Source organism: Bacillus sp. FSL K6-3176 (assembly GCF_038003325.1).
Classification (GTDB): Bacteria; Bacillota; Bacilli; order Bacillales; family Bacillaceae; genus Bacillus; species Bacillus altitudinis.
Genome location: NZ_JBBOOX010000001.1, coordinates 3593463 through 3610959, shown reverse-complemented (window position 1 = coordinate 3610959; position 17497 = coordinate 3593463). Strand labels below are relative to the sequence as shown.

The following is a 17497-nucleotide window of genomic DNA, read 5'->3' as shown; positions in this document are numbered from 1 at the left end:
TAACAGATATGAACAAGTAGACAGCGTGAGAAAAAAACGATAGGCTAAAATAGGTACATAGTATGATGAACAGCATGTGATCATGTAGATGATCACTCAAAATAGTGACAGCACGTTTTGCTGAGAAAAGGGGAGCAGTAAATGTATAAATTAGTCGCAATTGATATGGATGGTACGTTATTAAATGATCAGCATATGGTGCCGGATGAGGTGTTTGAAGCCATTCAACAGGCGAAGGCAGAAGGCGTTAAAATTGTTTTATGTACAGGCCGGCCGATTGGCGGGGTGCATCGCTATTTAAAAGAGCTGCAGCTTGATCAAGAGGGGGATTATGTCATCGCCTATAATGGAGCGCTTGTACAAAACAGCCATACAAATGAAGTCGTATCAGAATTAACTTTATCCTATGATGATTTGACTTCTTTATATGAACTGAGCCGTCAGCTGGATACACCTATGCATTATTTCGATTCAGCTCATCTATACACACCAAATCGGGATATTAGTGAATACACGGTACTTGAATCGTACTTAACGAAATTGCCCCTCAAGTATTTACCTGTCGAAGAGGCAGACCCATCCATGAGACTTCCGAAGATGATGTATATTGATCAGCCGGAACGTTTGGAAAAGACGATACAAGCCATTCCATCTGAAGTGAAGGATCAGTACATGATGGTAAAAAGCACAGATTTCTTCCTAGAAATTCTTCATCCTGATGTGAGCAAAGGGAATGCTGTGAAGCTTCTAGCGCATGAACTGGGGATTTCTCGTGAAGAAGTGATGGCGATTGGTGACAATGGGAACGACGTGTCGATGCTAGAATTTGCGGGCTGTGGCGTTGCGATGGGAAATGCCATTGAAGATGTCAAAGCAGTTGCGGATGTTGTGACAAAATCCAATAACGAAGCAGGAGTCGCACATGTTCTGCATGAGCGAGTCATCGGAAAATAAAGAAAGAGCGGTCTACCAATGAGGTAGCCGCTTTTTTATATGTGTGAGAAAAAGTAAACAAGCATACGTCTGCTGTTCAAATTTGTTTTTTCGAGCATTGCCTTTACATGATCATGCACCGTATGAGGCGAGATAAATAACGTACTGGCAATTTCCTTTGTGGATTGTCCTTTGATTAAGCAGTCAAGGACGTTCATTTCTCTTTCTGTCAGCCGATATGTTTTCGCTATATAAGGAAGAATGTCACTTGTTTGAGCTCGTTTAATATGAATCATGACAGCCTCTTCCTGCCCGGCTGCCTGTGCTAAACGAAATGCTTGAAGAGAGAGAAAACGCCCTGTCGGCATTCTAGTGATGCTGACCGCTGTTTGGTCACCGCCTCCATATAAAAGCTTAGCACCTAATGCTCTAAACGGACGGGGCATGATGGCACCGTCATGAATTTGCTCAAAGGTTTGGAAGGTGTGGAGCCAATGAAGTCCGGTTTCATTTCCATAAAGAAGATGGTAATCGTGTGAAAGAATGAGGAAGCCTTGGTGTTCCGCCGTTTCATCTTCTTCCGTTTCTCTTCTTTTAAAAAGTTCATCTCTCAGCTTGGCAGCGAGTGCTGGTGTTTGGCGGCTAATCGCTTGTATATCTTGTTCATGAAAAGGTTCCTTCTCCTTTTTCCGATAAAGGCTGGCAATTCCCCAGCATTCACCTTGAATCACAAGGGCTGCCCGCAATTCATCTGCCCATCCGTTAGGTAACAAAATGTGCTGGTATCGACCACTATTGGTGTATTCTCCGCTTTGGACGAGACTGGCAGCGTGGACAGGACCTTTCGCTAGATCTTCATGCTGGTGCACATCTTTTTTTAAATATTCATTTTGAAACAGCTCGTTATGTATGGCTTCAATCGGCTCATCTGTAAAAGAACCCGTCGAGAGGAGAGTAGCTGGATCAATGGTTGTGATACAGGCAGCATCAAAATCACAGATAGCAGCAAGTTCATCTCGAATGTTTTTTCTCAGCTGCTGAAAATGAGCGGCTGGATTGTTCATTTGATCTCCTCCTCAATATCCCCACTTTTAGGGATCGTTTTTTTTCATCTATCTTCTTACAATGAAGATAACATACCGTTAGTGTAAAGGAAACGAAGCAAAGCGGAAACTGGAGGAGAAGACATATGAGTGTAAATCAACATTGGCATGATCCTGTTGCTGAATCCTATGCAGCGACAATTGCACATAAAGTACCGGGCTATCATCTTTTGCATGAGCTGACAGTGGATAGAGTAGAAATCGATTTAATGGGAGCGGCTTCTCGCATGTTAACAGTCGGAGCAGGTGGGGGCGAAGAGATTATCAACATGCTTCAAAGAAATAAAGACTGGCATATCACAGGGGTTGATCCATCTCCAACCATGCTTGATATGGCCAAGCGCAGAGTGGCACAGCTTCATATGCAAGATCGCGTCACATGGTATGAGATGGCCTTAGACAAAGTGCCGGTTGAAAAGTTGTACGATGCAGCAGTAAGTTTGCTTGTCATTCATTTTGTAAAAGATCAACTGACCTTTTTACAGGAGATCGCCCGCCGGCTTCAACCAGGGGCGCCTCTCGTGTTGGCGTTTATTCAAGGAGACCCAGAAACGCCTGCATTTCAGCAGGAGCTTCAAATGCTTTCTCTCTTCATGAATCGTCAAGGCTTGGGAAAGGAAGTGTTTACATCCTTCCGAGAAAGGCTGGGTGTCACAACATATCCCGTGTCTGAAGAAAAAATGACAGCACAATTAACCGAAGCAGGATTTCAAGACATCAGACCTTATTTTCAAGCGGGCATGATCAAAGGGATTGTTTGTAAAAGAGGCAATAGAAAGGCGGTTGGAAAATGAGGTCAAAAGTGATGGTGATAGGCGGTTATGGACATGTGGGGCAGCAAATATGTCTTCAATTAAGTGACGTGTATCCAGGCCAAGTCTTTGCGGCTGGCCGAAGTTATGAGAAGGCTGAACAATTTGCACGCCAAACAAATGGGCGTGTACGTCCATTTCAGATAGACGTCAGACAACCAATGGATACGGACTGGATGGATGAAACGAAACTCGTGATCATGTGTCTGGATCAAGATGACACGTCATTTGCTGAAACATGCTTACGATCAGGTATTGATTATCTCGATATTTCGGCAAAAGGAGCCTATATTGAGAAGCTAGCAAAGGTCCATCAACAGCAATTGAACGCAACGGCTGTGCTGAGCGTAGGTCTTGCACCTGGTCTCACCAATTTGCTTGCAGCGAAGGCGGCATCTATTCTGACCTCTGTGGAGCAAATTGATATTAGTATCATGCTTGGGCTAGGTGACCAGCATGGAAAAGCAGCTATTGAATGGACGCTTGATCATGTGCATACGGATTATGAGCTAACGAAGAATCATCAGCGAAAGAAAGTCAAAAGTTTTACTGGAGGGAAACGCATTGATTTTGGCAAAACGCTTGGAAAGCGGCAAGCCTATCAATTCCCTTTCTCTGACCAGCAAACATTGCCTTCAACGCTCCATGTGCCTTCTGTGACAACAAGGCTCTGTTTTGATTCTGGTGTAGCGACACGTGCATTTGCTCTCACAAGGAAACTCGGAATGACGTCCCTTCTCACGATGCCGAAAATCAAGGAACGAGCCATTTCACTGATTCAATCTGCTCAAATGGGTACAGATCAATATGCAGTGAAAGTGGAAGCGGTAGGAATGAAGGGTAACGAAATTCATCAAGCAGCGCTTGGAATAAAAGGTCGCGATGAGTCTCAAGCAACGGCTCAAGTCGCCAGTGCTGCGGCACTGCATGTATTGAGCAGGCAGTTTCAGGCAGGTGTCTTTCATATCGAAGAATTATTTTCATTAGCGTATGAGAATGGTGATTTTGCGTTGGTGGATCAAAAAACGAAGGAAAAGCACGCATTAGCATTGAGAGCCAGCCTTTTAACGGCATAAAAGAAAACGACAAGAGATACGCATCAGCTCAAAAGTACAGGTCAGTCATGTGGGCGCTTTATTCATGATCCGAAAACAACCGCTTGCTCTCCATGTAAATGGCCGAGAGGCAATCAAAGATGGTAGTCGGAGCTGATATAATGGTTACATTGGGCAAATAAATCTCAAGTGGGTGTTTACAAGTGCTAGATACAGAAAAAGATGTAGTGAAGAATTATATAGATTCACCCCAAAAATTGAAAAAATTATATAAACGAGTATTGTTCGTTGTCAGTCTATCGCAAATATTTGGAGGGGCTGGAATAGCTGCAGGAATTACGGTAGGTGCCATTTTAGCGCAACAAATGCTTGGAACTGAAGCCTATGCAGGAGTCCCAATCGCTTTATTTACTTTGGGGTCAGCTGGGTCAGCTTTCATTGTAGGAAAGCTTTCGCAATGTTATGGACGACGCATCGGTTTATCGACAGGTTTTGTTGCTGGAGGGCTCGGAGCAATTGGCGTTGTGCTGGCAGCTATGATGAATAGTGTCACTTTATTATTTGCATCGCTCTTCATTTACGGAGCAGGAACATCCACGAACTTACAAGCGCGTTATGCTGGGACGGACTTAGCGAATTCTAAACAGCGTGCAACTGCCATTAGTACAACAATGGTCATGACAACATTTGGAGCAGTAGCAGGTCCGAATTTAGTTGAAGTGATGGGTAAATTTGCAGTGTCCATTGGTGTTCCAGCACTTGCCGGTCCTTTTATTTTATCAGCAGCAGCATTTATTGTAGCTGGTCTTGTTCTTTTTATTCTGCTGCGTCCTGATCCATTAGACATTGCCCGAAGAATAGCAACTTACAAAGCAGAACATGGGCATGGAAATAAAGCAGATGCTGCTGATAAAAAAACAGATAAAAAAGGGCTTACAGTAGGTGCCACAGTGATGATCTTAACTCAAATTGTCATGGTGGCACTCATGACCATGACACCGGTGCATATGCAGCATCATGGTCATGGATTAGCCGAAGTGGGCATTGTGATTGGTTTTCATATAGGGGCCATGTATCTTCCTTCACCTATCACGGGTGTACTTGTAGATAAACTAGGACGAACAGCTATGAGCATAGCGTCGGGCATCACATTGTTACTTGCTGGTTTATTAGCAGCATTCGCACCAAGTGATTCAATGATTCTATTAATCATTGCTTTGTCTTTACTTGGATTGGGATGGAACTTTGGTTTAATTAGTGGTACTGCTCAAATAGTGGATGCTACAGAACCATCAACCCGGGCAAAAACCCAAGGAACACTCGATGTTTTTGTTGCGTTAGCAGGTGCTTCTGGCGGTGCCCTTTCAGGAATGGTCGTGGCGAATACGAGTTATGCTACATTATCTTTAAGCGGAGGAATTTTATCGTTAATTCTCATCCCTGTCATCGTTTGGTCTTTTAAAAGTAAAACATAATGCAGCTCCGTGCTCATCCATCACAAAAAACACATGCCTCCAATCATAGGAAAGCATGTCTTTTTTGAATCTCTCTTCACAGGATGCTAGTCTTCTTATGATGCCGAGGACACATCTCCTTTTTTCTTGATACTGGCTTTAATGAGCTCAGTCAATGTGTCAGAGCCTTTTGTGGAAAGGTGAACACCATCTGGCTGAAAATAGGATGGCTGTCCGGTAGCGGCTGAATGCCAATCGACTAAGCTCACATTGTGATGTTGATTGGCCACACGCTCAATGACTGCATTCACATCATTTTCCCAAGATCTTGGAACGCGAGTGTTCACAAGAAAAATATGAGCCTTCGAGAAATGTTGAATGAATGAGGTCAAAGTCCCCTCTGTAAAATAACCATTTGTGCCAAGCTCAATAATAACAGCGGCATTAGATTGATTAAATGAAGCATACTGAGGAGCGATGTTGACGGCTTCGTTCATTTGTCTGCCAACCTTTGCATCGATGGTGATTTGTGCATATGCTTTTTCAAGATTCGGCGCTATGTCTAGCATGACGGAATCACCAATAGCAAGAATTTGGTGAAACTGCTTCTGATCTGCTGCTTTTTTCTCATGTTTGTCTTTCTTTTTCTTCACTTTTGATTCTGTCTGACCGCCTGCCTTTTGGGGCGCTGTCTTAATTTGTGTTACTTCCTTGGCATGTGGGGATGTATGAGACGAGCTAGACATGCCAATGGTAAATAAAATCAAAAGGACTGCGGCAATACCAAGAAACACTTTATTGGACATAGACCATTGCTTGATTCCTGTTTTCCAAATCGACCAAGAGGCAAAATAGTGTCTAAACCCGAGTTTACGAATCGGCTGTTCGATCAAACGATAGGAAGCCTCTGATATGAGTAGAATTGCGATGAGCTGCAATGTGACACGTCCCATGGAAGGCTGTCCAATCTCAATGACCGGTGTGGTTAGCACGATAATTGGATAATGCCATAAGTAGATGCCATAAGACCGCTTTCCGAGCCAAACGAGTGGTTGAAAAGACAGCCATTTCCCAATAAGACTGGCAGGATGGCAGACACACGCAATTAAGATCGCTGCATTCAAACAGAATAAAAGCATACCGCCTTGGTAGAGAAAGCCGTCAAATTCGTCGACTGCATAAACACATAAGAGGAAAATGACCATCGAACCGAATCCGGCTATTTGTAACATACGTCTGCCGACAGGAAGTAATTTTCTGCTGGAAAGTCTGTGCATGGGCCAGACAAATGCAAGACTGCACCCGATGAGGAGTGCAAACGCACGTGTGTCTGTTCCATAATAGATCCTGCTCGGGTCAGTATCCGGTGAATAGAGAATGGCCATCCATAAAGCAGATACAAGTGCCAGACCAAAGGTGATCATAGGAAGATGGGATCTATTTTTCACCCATTTCAGTCCAGCAATCAACAGTACCGGCCAAATGAGATAAAATTGCTCTTCAATCGCCAAAGACCATAAATTTTTTAGTGGAGATACAGCATTGAAGCTGTCAAAGTAAGAGAGCTGATGAAAAATGTACCACCAGTTACTCACATAAAAAAAGGACGATAAGGCATCGCCACGAATGGACATTAATGCATTTGAACCAGCAATGGCGCACCAGCTGACGATTAAAAAAATCATGACGTAGGCAGCTGGAAGCAACCTTCTGATGCGGCCCATCCAAAAAGGCAGAAGCTCTTGATAGCCCAGATCCTGCTTATGCAGCAAGATGGTTGTAATCAAGTAACCAGAAATCACAAAAAACAAATCAACGCCAAGAAACCCGCCGCTTGCGGGTTCAATATGTAAGTGATAAGCAATGACCGCCAATACGGCAACAGCTCTCAGTCCATCTAATCCTAATATGTAACGTAAACGGTTTTCCTTGCTGTTCATGAAAAAGAATCCCCCATCAATGTCAAACGCGTCTTTTTTGTTGTCACTCCAAAAGAACAACGATTCTTTTATTTTATATAAGATTAGACGAATCAGCATTACATTTTGTTGGCGAATTTCTGTCTTTTTTAAAATTTTTTTATATGAAGAAATATTCTAAGGCTTGAGGGATTCTTATTTTTATACTCAAACCGAAAATCCCTGTCATAATAAAAGAAGAAGGAAAGGGGATGTGTTGAATGAGAACGATTGAAAATGATCTGTTATTGGTTCAAATCAATGAGAGAGGTGCCGAGGTGAGAGAGGTGCTTCATAAAGAAAGTGGACGTCAATATATGTGGTCTGGTGACCCTGCTTATTGGGGCAGGGTGTCGCCCGTCTTATTTCCGATTGTCGGACGGTTGAAGGATGATCAATACAAGATAGACGATCAAACGTATCAACTCTCGCAGCATGGATTTTTGCGTGATGTTGATTTTGAACTATTTCAAGAAACAAAAGATCAGGTGGTTTTTCAATATCAATCAAATGGCCGTCACAGGTCACAATATCCGTATGAATTTACAGCGCGCATCAGTTATGCACTGTCGGAAAATGGACTAACGATTTCCTGGGAAATTGTTCATGAAGGAGATGGCACGATGTATTTCTCAATTGGCGGGCATCCGGCATTTCATGTTCCGCTTGTTGAAGGCGAGCAGACAGCTGATTATTCACTTACATTGGCACCTTCCACCGAACATGATCCAGTCCAATATGAACTTCATGATTCACTTGTGAGAGAGAAGGAGAAAGGTGTTGAGTTTGAGCCGATTCAACTTCGCCCAGAACTTTTTCAGAACGATGCAATGATCTTTAGTCATATTGATCAAGTATCATTGACTTCTCAAGCAGGTCACGGCGTTGAGGTCGATCTCAGTGGTTTTCCGTTCGTTGGTATTTGGTCTCCATATGATCAAGAAAAGGGAACAATGGCTCCTTTTGTTTGTATTGAGCCTTGGTATGGGATCGCTGATATGGAAGGGATGAATGGGCAGTATAAGGAGAAATTCGGCATTCAAACTTTAGAGAAGCAAGAGACCTTTCACGCAGCCTACACCATTTTCTTTAAATGAACATTTGTGCATGGTGAAGTGAACAATTTGTTATGATAGAGGAAAAAAGGAGGCGTACGAATGGATCGGGAGAAACAGCAATTAAGTATTGAAGCAGCAAGGCTCTATTACTTATCTGATTACAGTCAGCAGGAAATCGCCAAGCAGCTTGACCTGTCGAGGCCAACGGTGTCTCGTCTGCTTCAGTATGCGAAGGAAAAAGGGTACGTCCAAATTACAGTGATGGACCCATTTGAGGATTTAAATGAGCTGTCCTCATTGCTGAAAGAAAAATATGATCTGCTCGAGGCTCATGTGGTATTTTCACCAAAGGACGATTATCCAACGATTACTGACTACTTGAGCCGGTTTGGTGCAGATTATCTTCAGAATACGGTGAAAGACGGCGATATCGTTGGAGTGAGCTGGGGCACCACGATGTATCAAATTGCTCAAAAGATGCAACCTAAACAGGTAAAAGGGGTAGAAGTTGTTCAGCTGAAAGGTGGAATCAGCCATTCACATGTGAATACATATTCTGCGGAAACGATCCAGCTGTTTGCATCAGCTTTTCAAACGGCACCACGCTATTTGCCGCTGCCTGTTGTGTTCGATAGTGCCGCCGTTAAAGAGATGGTCGAACAGGACAGACATATCCAGCGCATTATTGAAATGGGCAAACAGGCAAATATCGCTGTGTTTACTGTTGGGACGGTAAGAGATGAGGCGCTTTTGTTTAGACTCGGTTATTTCCGTGAAGAAGAAAAGGCGCTACTCAAGACATCCAGTGTTGGAGATATCTGTTCGCGTTTTTATGATCAAGAAGGACGCATTTGCAGTGAAGCGATTAACAATCGCACAATCGGGGTGGAGCTTGATGATTTGAGAACAAAAGAGCGCTCCATTCTTGTTGCTGGTGGACATCGAAAGGTTGCTTCTATCCACGGGGCGCTGAGAGGAAAATATGCGAACGTATTGATGATCGATCAGCACACAGCAAGAGCTCTTTTAAATGTCACAAAATAGATGAACAAAATTTCATAACTATGTTTACAATTGTTCAACAGTCATTTATGATGAAAGTATCATAATTAAAAGGAAGTGTGAACCATGACAATAGCAAAGCTCATTGATCATACAGCACTAAAACCAGATACATCTAAAGCTGCGATCATGCAGTTACTAGAAGAAGCAAAGACATATCAATTTGCTTCCGTTTGTGTGAACCCAACTTGGGTATCTCTTGCGGCGAAAGAACTAGAAGGAACAGGCGTTGATGTATGTACAGTTATCGGTTTCCCGTTGGGTGCAAACACCACAGCAGTGAAAGCATTTGAAACAAAGGATGCCATTGAAAACGGTGCAACTGAAGTGGACATGGTCATCAATATTGCGGCATTGAAAGATGGCGAATATGATGCAGTTGAACAAGATATTCGTGCCGTTGTAGATGCAGCAAAAGGTAAAGCCTTAGTGAAAGTCATCATTGAAACTTGTTTACTCACAGATGAAGAGAAAGTACGAGCTTGTGAACTTTCTGTAAAAGCTGGCGCTGATTTCGTCAAAACATCGACTGGATTTAGTACAGGCGGTGCAACAGCTGAGGACATCGCATTAATGCGTAAAACAGTTGGACCTGACATCGGTGTCAAAGCATCAGGCGGCGTGAGAACAAAAGAAGACGTAGAAGCGATGACAGCTGCAGGCGCAACCCGTATTGGTGCCAGTGCAGGCGTTTCCATTATTAAAGGGGATCAATCAGCTCCTTCTAAAGACTATTAATTCATACGATCCTATGGTAGGATAACAATCATGACTCATTAGATGATGAAAAAGTCATATGCGGAAGGATCTCATTTCTGGGATTTTCTTCCGCAATTTGTTTGCGAAATAGGGTTTGTTCCATACAAGCACATTAATGTAAACGAATTCATTCAAGGAGGAAAAACATGAAATACGTCATTGGTATTATCGGTTTGCTGGTGATTCTCGCCATTGCATGGCTGGCAAGTAACGGGAAAAAGCGAGTGAAATTCCGTCCAGTCATTGTCATGATTGTACTGCAATTTATTTTAGGTTATATTCTGCTCAATACAGGTGTTGGGAACTTCCTAGTCGGGGGCTTTGCAAAAGGATTCCAAATGCTTCTAGGCTATGCAGGTGAAGGGATCAACTTCGTATTTGGCGGTTTAATGAATGATAATGCATCAACTTTCTTTATCAATGTCTTGCTGCCGATCGTCTTCATTTCTGCCTTGATTGGTATCCTGCAGCATTGGCGTATCCTTCCGCTGATCGTACGCGGAATTGGGTATTTGCTTAGTAAAGTCAATGGAATGGGGAAACTAGAATCTTACAACGCCGTAGCGTCAGCGATTTTAGGTCAATCCGAAGTGTTCATTTCCATTAAGAAACAGCTTGGATTATTACCTCAACAGCGTCTTTATACATTGTGTGCATCTGCGATGTCGACTGTATCAATGTCCATTGTCGGTGCGTATATGCAAATGATTAAACCGGAGTACGTTGTTACAGCACTTGTGCTGAACCTATTTGGTGGATTTATTATTGCGTCTATCATCAATCCATATGAAGTGTCTAAAGACGAAGACATGCTTGAAGTCGTAGAAGAAGAAAGACAATCTTTCTTCGAAATGCTCGGCGAATACATTATGGATGGTTTCAAAGTAGCCATTGTTGTGGCTGCGATGTTGATTGGATTCGTTGCATTAATTGCGATGATTAATGGTATTTTCACAGCTGCCATCGGTGTTTCTTTCCAAGATGTACTTGGATATGTGTTTGCACCATTTGCTTTCCTTGTTGGTATACCTTGGAGTGAAGCGGTACAAGCAGGAAGTATTATGGCGACTAAAATGGTATCTAACGAATTTGTAGCGATGCTTGCTCTATCTGGCGACGGTCTTCATTTCACTGCTCGTACAGAAGCGATCATTTCTGTATTCCTTGTGTCATTTGCGAACTTCTCGTCTATCGGTATCATTGCTGGAGCAGTGAAAGGCTTAAATGAAAAACAAGGAAACGTTGTCGCACGCTTTGGATTAAAGCTGTTATTCGGTGCAACACTCGTCAGCTTCTTAACAGCAGGCGTTGTCGGTTTGATTTACTAAACTAAAAAAGGAATGGTGAAAACAATGAGAATGGTAGATATCATTGCGAAAAAACGTGACGGAAAAGAATTATCTTCAGAGGAAATTTCTTTCTTTGTCAAAGGTTATACGGACGGAACAATTCCTGACTACCAAGCAAGTGCCTTGGCGATGGCGATTTTCTTCCAAGATATGACGGATCAAGAACGTGCAGATTTAACACTCGCTATGGCAAACTCAGGGGACACAATTGACCTGTCTGCTATCGACGGCATTAAAGTAGACAAGCATTCAACAGGCGGTGTAGGCGATACAACAACGCTTGTACTCGCTCCTCTTGTTGCAGCACTTGATGTACCTGTTGCAAAAATGTCTGGGCGTGGTCTTGGACATACGGGTGGAACAGTCGACAAGCTAGAGGCAGTCAAAGGCTTCCACGTTGAAATTACAAAAGACGAGTTCATCGAGCTGGTGAACCGTCATAAAGTAGCGGTCATTGGACAATCAGGCAACCTGACACCTGCTGATAAAAAACTGTATGCCCTTCGTGATGTAACAGGAACTGTTAACTCAATCCCGCTCATTGCAAGCTCGATTATGAGTAAGAAAATCGCTGCTGGCGCAGATGCAATCGTATTAGATGTGAAAACAGGCGCAGGTGCTTTCATGAAAACACCTGAAGACTCTGAGAAGCTTGCAAAAGCAATGGTTCGTATCGGAAATAATGTTGGCAGACAAACGATGGCTGTCATCTCAGACATGTCTCAGCCGCTAGGATTAGCGATTGGAAATTCCCTTGAAGTGAAAGAGGCGATTGACACGCTTAAAGGCGAAGGCCCTGAAGACTTAAACGAGCTTGTGCTCACATTAGGAAGTCAAATGGTCGTTCTTGCGAAAAAAGCAGAGACACTTGATGAAGCAAGAGAAAAGCTAATTGAAGTCATGAAAAACGGCAAAGCACTTGAGAAATTCAAGGAATTTTTAGAAAACCAAGGTGGAGACGGCTCGATTGTAGATCAACCGGAAAAACTGCCACAAGCACCTTATCAAATCGAAGTGCCGGCAAAAGAATCAGGTGTGATCGCTGAAATCGTCGCAGACGAAATCGGTGTTGCAGCGATGATTCTTGGAGCAGGACGTGCAACAAAAGAAGACGATATCGACCTATCTGTTGGCATCATGCTCAACAAAAAAGTAGGCGATCGTGTAGAAAAAGGCGAATCTCTCGTGACGCTGCATGCAAATCGTGAAGATGTTGCGAATGTCATGGAGAAAATTTATGACAACATCCGCATTGATGACCATGCCGATGCTCCGACTTTGATTCATACAGTGATTACAGAATAAAGAGAAAAAGACAAAAGTGATGAATCGCTTTTGTCTTTTTTTTATGTAAATTTTAGGTAGCGCTTCTTCTAGATATGATAAGTTAGATGAGTGGGAGGGGATAAACCATGAGAATGCTCAAACTCATTCTCTTTATTTTTGTTGTCTTGATGATTATTGGATTTATCAGCTACTATGTGGGACCAACAACAACACCAAGTTCTTAAGACGACAGCGTGAAGACAAACCCTCGCATTCGGTGTAAGTCCTGCGCGCTGGTTCTCACGAATGTCAAATTCGTTCCGCTCCATTGCTCGTCCTTTCTAGACTGCAAAGGTTTTCTTTCACGCTGAAAAGAAGACAAAGGGCTAAAATAAACTACATTTTAGCCCTTTGTCTACTGTCTGAGACGAGCAAAAGCTCGTCTTTTTTAATTGAAATAAAAAATTTCACTTTATGAAACAAACCTCTTGCAATCATGAAATAATGGGTGTATATTAGTTGACGAGTCAATGATTGATATATCAACTAATTGATCTGAATAGAAAAGAGGGGATGGCATTGACTGCATTTTGCTCTGAAGAAGCAGAGGTATTATATCGTTTGCAGTGCGTGAACCGTATGATGGGTGTGAAGTTCGAAGCATGCACGGGCATCAGCCAATCAAGACTGGAGTTGCTATCACTGTTATTCCAAGCCGACGAAATCAGCCAATCCGATTTGCAGAAAAAAGTAAATATTGATAGTGCGGCTGTGACGCGTCACTTAAAACAGTTAGAAACAAAAGGAATGGTCACGCGCAGAAGAAAGCCGGAAGATAATCGCGTCACGCTTGTTCGTCTGACAGATGAAGGCAGAACAAGAATCGAAGCTTCTAAAAAAGAAAAAGAACGATTTATCTCAGAAATGCTTGAAAACGTAAGTGATGAAGAACGAAAGCTTCTCACTGATGTGCTCATCCGTATACAACAAAACATCGAGAAGATTCAAACAACCTAAAGGAGTGTTACACATGGCTACAACATTAAAAACAAACGATTTTATGGATATTATGAAAGGGCGCCGCTCCATTCGTAACTATGATCCAGCAGTGAAAATTAGCAAAGAAGAAATGACGGAGATTTTAGAAGAGGCAACAACAGCACCATCATCAGTGAATGCACAGCCTTGGCGCTTCATGGTCATTGACAGCCCAGAAGGAAAAGAAAAGCTTGCACCACTTGCAAAATTCAATCAAACACAAGTGGCAACATCATCAGCTGTCATCGCTGTGTTTGCAGATATGAAAAACAATGAATACTTAGAAGAAATTTATTCAAAAGCAGTAGAAAATGGCTACATGCCGCAGGAAGTAAAAGAAAGACAAATTGCTGCATTAACTGCACATTTTGAAGCTCTTCCAGAGCAAGTGAATCGTGAAACGATCTTAATTGACGGTGGACTTGTGTCAATGCAGCTGATGCTTGCTGCTCGTGCGCATGGCTATGATACAAACCCAATTGGCGGATATGACAAAGAAGTCATCGCTGAAACATTCGGCTGGGATAAAGAGCGCTATGTACCAGTTATGCTTCTATCCATTGGGAAAGCGGCTGACGAAGGTTATGCTTCTTACCGTTTACCGATCGATCGCATCACAGAGTGGAAATAATTTTTAAAAAAAGGGAGACGATCATATGATTATTATTCATGCAGGGATGACCATTCATCCAGAGAAAGAAAACGTATTTCTAGAAGAAATCAACGGTTTAATGAAAGCTTCACAGGAAGAAGCAGGCAATGTGTCCTACAAGCTTTTCAAGGATACAGAGAAAGAAAACACCTTTTTAATGGTAGAAGTGTGGAAAGATGAAGCAGCGGTTCAAAGCCATAATGCAAGTGCACATTTCCAAGCTTTCGTCGCAAAGGCAAAAGAATTTTTAGCCGCTCCACTTGATGTTGTTGCATATCAAGGAGAGCAGCTTTCATAGAAAAACAACAAACACCCTAGGCATTTATAGCCTAGGGTTCTTTTATTTTCGACAATTCGTTCCACCTATTTCAATCTCGTATTGTGCATTTTCCACAAAGTTTCTGAAAATAAAATGTTTTTCGACTTAAGTATATTGGAATATGCTAGAATTAGATATTATTTATTACCAAATTAGGGAGGAACCAATATGAAAAAAGGGAAATGGACGAGCATCGCACTAACAGCTGTCCTCAGTTTAGGCACATTGACAGCTTTCAGCACCCCTCTATCTGCCCACACCTCAGAAAAGTCAACATCCTCAGATGGTGGTCATTATTCAGGTATTCCATTCGACGCAAGTGTTGTCAATGAAGACCGCCTCATCAAAGCCTTGAAAAAACAAGGAAAGATCAAAAAGAATGCCAATGAGGCAGAAACCCAAAAAGCATTAAAGAACTACCTAAAGAAAAAAGAAGAAGCAGCGATGAAACAAAGCGCAAGTACCTTAACAGAAGAACCTGAATTCCTAAAAGAATACAAACAAAATGTACATAATAAACTAGCCAAAAAGAAAAAGTTAAAGAAGCATAAAGGAAAAGAAGGCAATCAAGTAAAGCCGGTGAAAAAGGAAAAATATAAAGGCGACGTCCGTAATGATAAAGTTTTGGTCTTATTAGTAGATTTTAAAGATTATAAGCATAATAGTATTAAAAAAGAAGAGACTGATATGTACTATGACAAGTACGATCAGCAGCATTACCAAGATATGCTTTTCGGAAAAAATGGCTACATTGGTCCAGATGGTAAAAGAAAAGTATCTATGAAGCAGTATTATGAAAAGCAGTCTGGTGGAAGCTATACGATTAGTGGAACAGTAGCTGGATGGTATACAGCCAAGCATGAAGCAGCATATTATGGCGGGAACGTACCAGACGAATCAGGCAGTGACGGCAGACCGCGCGAATTGGTGAAAGAAGCCCTCGAAGCAGCGGCAAAGGATCCAAACATTGACCTTGGTGAATATGATCAATGGGACCGCTATGATATGGATGGGGACGGTGTTTATAATGAGCCGGACGGTATCATTGACCACCTCATGGTTGTACACGCTGGCGTAGGTGAAGAAGCTGGCGGCGGACAGCTTGGCTCTGACGCGATTTGGTCGCATCGCTGGTCACTTGGTGATGTATTTGAGATTCCAAACACTGAATCAGAAGTGGGTCAAGGCGGAAAGTTAGGCGCTCTAGATTATACGATTGAGCCTGAAGATGGCGCAGCAGGTGTGTTCACACATGAATTTGGACATGATCTTGGTCTGCCTGATGAATACGATACACAATACACAGGCAGAGGAGAGCCCGTTTCTTATTGGTCTATCATGTCAAGCGGAAGCTGGGCAGGTAAAGTACCTGGTACGGAACCAACAGGTTTTAGTCCATATGCAAAAGAAATGCTTCAAAACTTGCATGGCGGCAACTGGCTTTCTGGAAAAACCATTGATGGTAAGACATTAACAAAAAGCAAAACAGTTTTAATCGATGAAGCAGCAACAAAAGGAACCAACCATGATGCGGTTCGAGTCGATTTGCCAGATAAAGAGATTGTGGTCACTCAGCCTGCACAAGGGCAATATTCATACTTCAGCGGAACAGGTGACAATTTGAATGCTACCATGACGACATCTGGGATTGATTTGTCGAAGGGAAGCAAAGCCGAGCTTACGTTTAAAGCATGGTACGATATCGAAGAAGATTATGACTATGCGTATGTAGAAGTTCGTGAAACTGGGACAGACAAATGGACAACCATTGCTGGTAATATTACGAATGATCGAAATGAGGCAGGAGCGAATGAAGGCAATGGCATCGATGGAAAATCAGATGGATGGGTAGATGCATCCTTTGATCTTTCTGCTTATGCAGGGAAGAAGATCGATCTGCAATTCCGCTATACAACCGATGCAGGATATTCACTGCCAGGTTTATTTGTAGATGATCTAAAGATTACAGCAGATGGATCAAAAGTGTGGTCAGATGATGCCGAGGGAACGTCCACGTTCACTTTTAATGGATTCTCTCAATCTAATGGAAAACAATATGCCGCTCAGTATTATTTACTAGAATGGCGCTCTTATGCTGATGTCGATAAAGGCTTAAAGCATATCAAACGAGGAGCAAGTCTGATGAGCTATAATAACGGTTTGGTCGTGTGGTACGTCGATCAATCGTACAGTGATAACTGGGTTGGAAAACATCCAGGGAACGGCTTCCTTGGAGTCGTAGATGCAGATCAACAAGTGTTGAAATGGAGTGACGGCTCTATTGCAGCGACAGGTTTCCAAGTACATGATGCAGCATTCTCTTTGAATCCAAGCACGAAGCTGAATATTGATTATACAGCGACAACAGGCTTAACCTTAGAGGATCGCTATATCCGCCCAACGCGTACATTTAGTGATAAAAAGAACTATGTGAATCCAAATAACCCGGATGCAGGACGTGATGTGCCAACATACGGCCTATCTTTTAAAGTCGTCGGACAAAGTAAGGACCGTTCTGTTGGAAAGGTATTAATTTCTAAAAGCAACTAAACAAAAAGCCGGATTCAATCCATGAATCCGGCTTTTTGATACGTTAAGACATGGATTTTTAGCGTATGACTCGTCTTTGATCGAATGTTTGTTCTTTTTTATTTTGATATCCGAATGAAACCATTATAT

15 protein-coding genes are annotated in these 17497 nt (G+C 42.5%); 13 read left to right on the top strand and 2 right to left on the bottom strand.

The genetic code is table 11. From position 1 onward, the window contains the following. Nucleotides 1-141 precede the first annotated feature (141 nt). Nucleotides 142-954 (top strand): sugar-phosphatase, encoded by an 813-nt coding sequence (gene yidA, locus MHB38_RS18775; RefSeq protein WP_008345739.1) that lies wholly within the window; start codon nucleotides 142-144, stop codon nucleotides 952-954. Between the two features lie 35 nt (nucleotides 955-989). Here the strand turns inward: yidA and MHB38_RS18770 are convergent, their stop codons facing one another. Next, nucleotides 990-1997: a helix-turn-helix transcriptional regulator gene (locus tag MHB38_RS18770; protein WP_008345737.1), complete on the bottom strand. Its 1008-nt coding sequence runs from the start codon at nucleotides 1995-1997 to the stop codon at nucleotides 990-992. 125 nt (nucleotides 1998-2122) lie between these two features. Here MHB38_RS18770 and MHB38_RS18765 point away from each other — a divergent pair, with 125 nt between their 5' ends. The 3 genes from MHB38_RS18765 to MHB38_RS18755 all read left to right on the top strand — a co-directional run bounded on the left by MHB38_RS18765 (nucleotide 2123) and on the right by MHB38_RS18755 (nucleotide 5378). After that, nucleotides 2123-2830, top strand: coding sequence for a class I SAM-dependent methyltransferase (locus MHB38_RS18765; protein WP_048002491.1), 708 nt, complete (start codon nucleotides 2123-2125; stop codon nucleotides 2828-2830). After that, on the top strand, nucleotides 2827-3924 hold the full coding sequence (locus MHB38_RS18760) for a saccharopine dehydrogenase family protein (protein ID WP_017358626.1): 1098 nt from the start codon (nucleotides 2827-2829) through the stop codon (nucleotides 3922-3924). The genes MHB38_RS18765 and MHB38_RS18760 overlap by 4 nt, the downstream gene beginning before the upstream one ends. A gap of 182 nt (nucleotides 3925-4106) precedes the next feature. Next, the gene (locus tag MHB38_RS18755) at nucleotides 4107-5378 is read left to right on the top strand and encodes an MFS transporter (RefSeq protein ID WP_025208245.1); all 1272 of its coding nucleotides are present in this window, start codon (nucleotides 4107-4109) and stop codon (nucleotides 5376-5378) included. A gap of 95 nt (nucleotides 5379-5473) precedes the next feature. Here MHB38_RS18755 and MHB38_RS18750 read toward each other — a convergent pair whose 3' ends face one another. Beyond that, nucleotides 5474-7297 carry an acyltransferase family protein gene (locus MHB38_RS18750; RefSeq protein ID WP_025208244.1) on the bottom strand — a complete coding sequence of 608 codons (1824 nt, stop codon included), beginning with the start codon at nucleotides 7295-7297 and terminating at the stop codon, nucleotides 5474-5476. A gap of 239 nt (nucleotides 7298-7536) precedes the next feature. Here MHB38_RS18750 and MHB38_RS18745 point away from each other — a divergent pair, with 239 nt between their 5' ends. The 9 genes from MHB38_RS18745 to MHB38_RS18705 all read left to right on the top strand — a co-directional run bounded on the left by MHB38_RS18745 (nucleotide 7537) and on the right by MHB38_RS18705 (nucleotide 17368). Continuing rightward, the gene (locus tag MHB38_RS18745; protein ID WP_268390606.1) at nucleotides 7537-8412 is read left to right on the top strand and encodes an aldose 1-epimerase family protein; all 876 of its coding nucleotides are present in this window, start codon (nucleotides 7537-7539) and stop codon (nucleotides 8410-8412) included. Between the two features lie 60 nt (nucleotides 8413-8472). Beyond that, the gene (locus tag MHB38_RS18740) at nucleotides 8473-9417 is read left to right on the top strand and encodes a sugar-binding transcriptional regulator (protein ID WP_019743593.1); all 945 of its coding nucleotides are present in this window, start codon (nucleotides 8473-8475) and stop codon (nucleotides 9415-9417) included. An 84-nt stretch (nucleotides 9418-9501) separates the two neighbouring features. Beyond that, nucleotides 9502-10173: a deoxyribose-phosphate aldolase gene (gene deoC / locus MHB38_RS18735; protein WP_007498018.1), complete on the top strand. Its 672-nt coding sequence runs from the start codon at nucleotides 9502-9504 to the stop codon at nucleotides 10171-10173. 167 nt (nucleotides 10174-10340) lie between these two features. Continuing rightward, a complete protein-coding gene (locus MHB38_RS18730) occupies nucleotides 10341-11522 on the top strand; it encodes a NupC/NupG family nucleoside CNT transporter (RefSeq protein WP_057078859.1) in 1182 nt (393 codons plus the stop codon). A gap of 24 nt (nucleotides 11523-11546) precedes the next feature. After that, nucleotides 11547-12848 (top strand): pyrimidine-nucleoside phosphorylase, encoded by a 1302-nt coding sequence (locus tag MHB38_RS18725; protein ID WP_035702607.1) that lies wholly within the window; start codon nucleotides 11547-11549, stop codon nucleotides 12846-12848. Nucleotides 12849-13382: 534 nt separating this feature from the next. Further along, a complete protein-coding gene (locus MHB38_RS18720; RefSeq protein ID WP_045033720.1) occupies nucleotides 13383-13826 on the top strand; it encodes a MarR family winged helix-turn-helix transcriptional regulator in 444 nt (147 codons plus the stop codon). A gap of 13 nt (nucleotides 13827-13839) precedes the next feature. Then, a complete protein-coding gene (locus MHB38_RS18715) occupies nucleotides 13840-14478 on the top strand; it encodes a nitroreductase family protein (protein ID WP_017368360.1) in 639 nt (212 codons plus the stop codon). A gap of 25 nt (nucleotides 14479-14503) precedes the next feature. Continuing rightward, entirely contained in the window at nucleotides 14504-14797 is a 294-nt protein-coding gene (locus MHB38_RS18710; RefSeq protein ID WP_008345714.1) for a putative quinol monooxygenase, read from the top strand. A gap of 189 nt (nucleotides 14798-14986) precedes the next feature. Continuing rightward, the gene (locus MHB38_RS18705; protein ID WP_025208238.1) at nucleotides 14987-17368 is read left to right on the top strand and encodes an immune inhibitor A domain-containing protein; all 2382 of its coding nucleotides are present in this window, start codon (nucleotides 14987-14989) and stop codon (nucleotides 17366-17368) included. The last annotated feature ends 129 nt before the right edge of the window (nucleotides 17369-17497 follow it).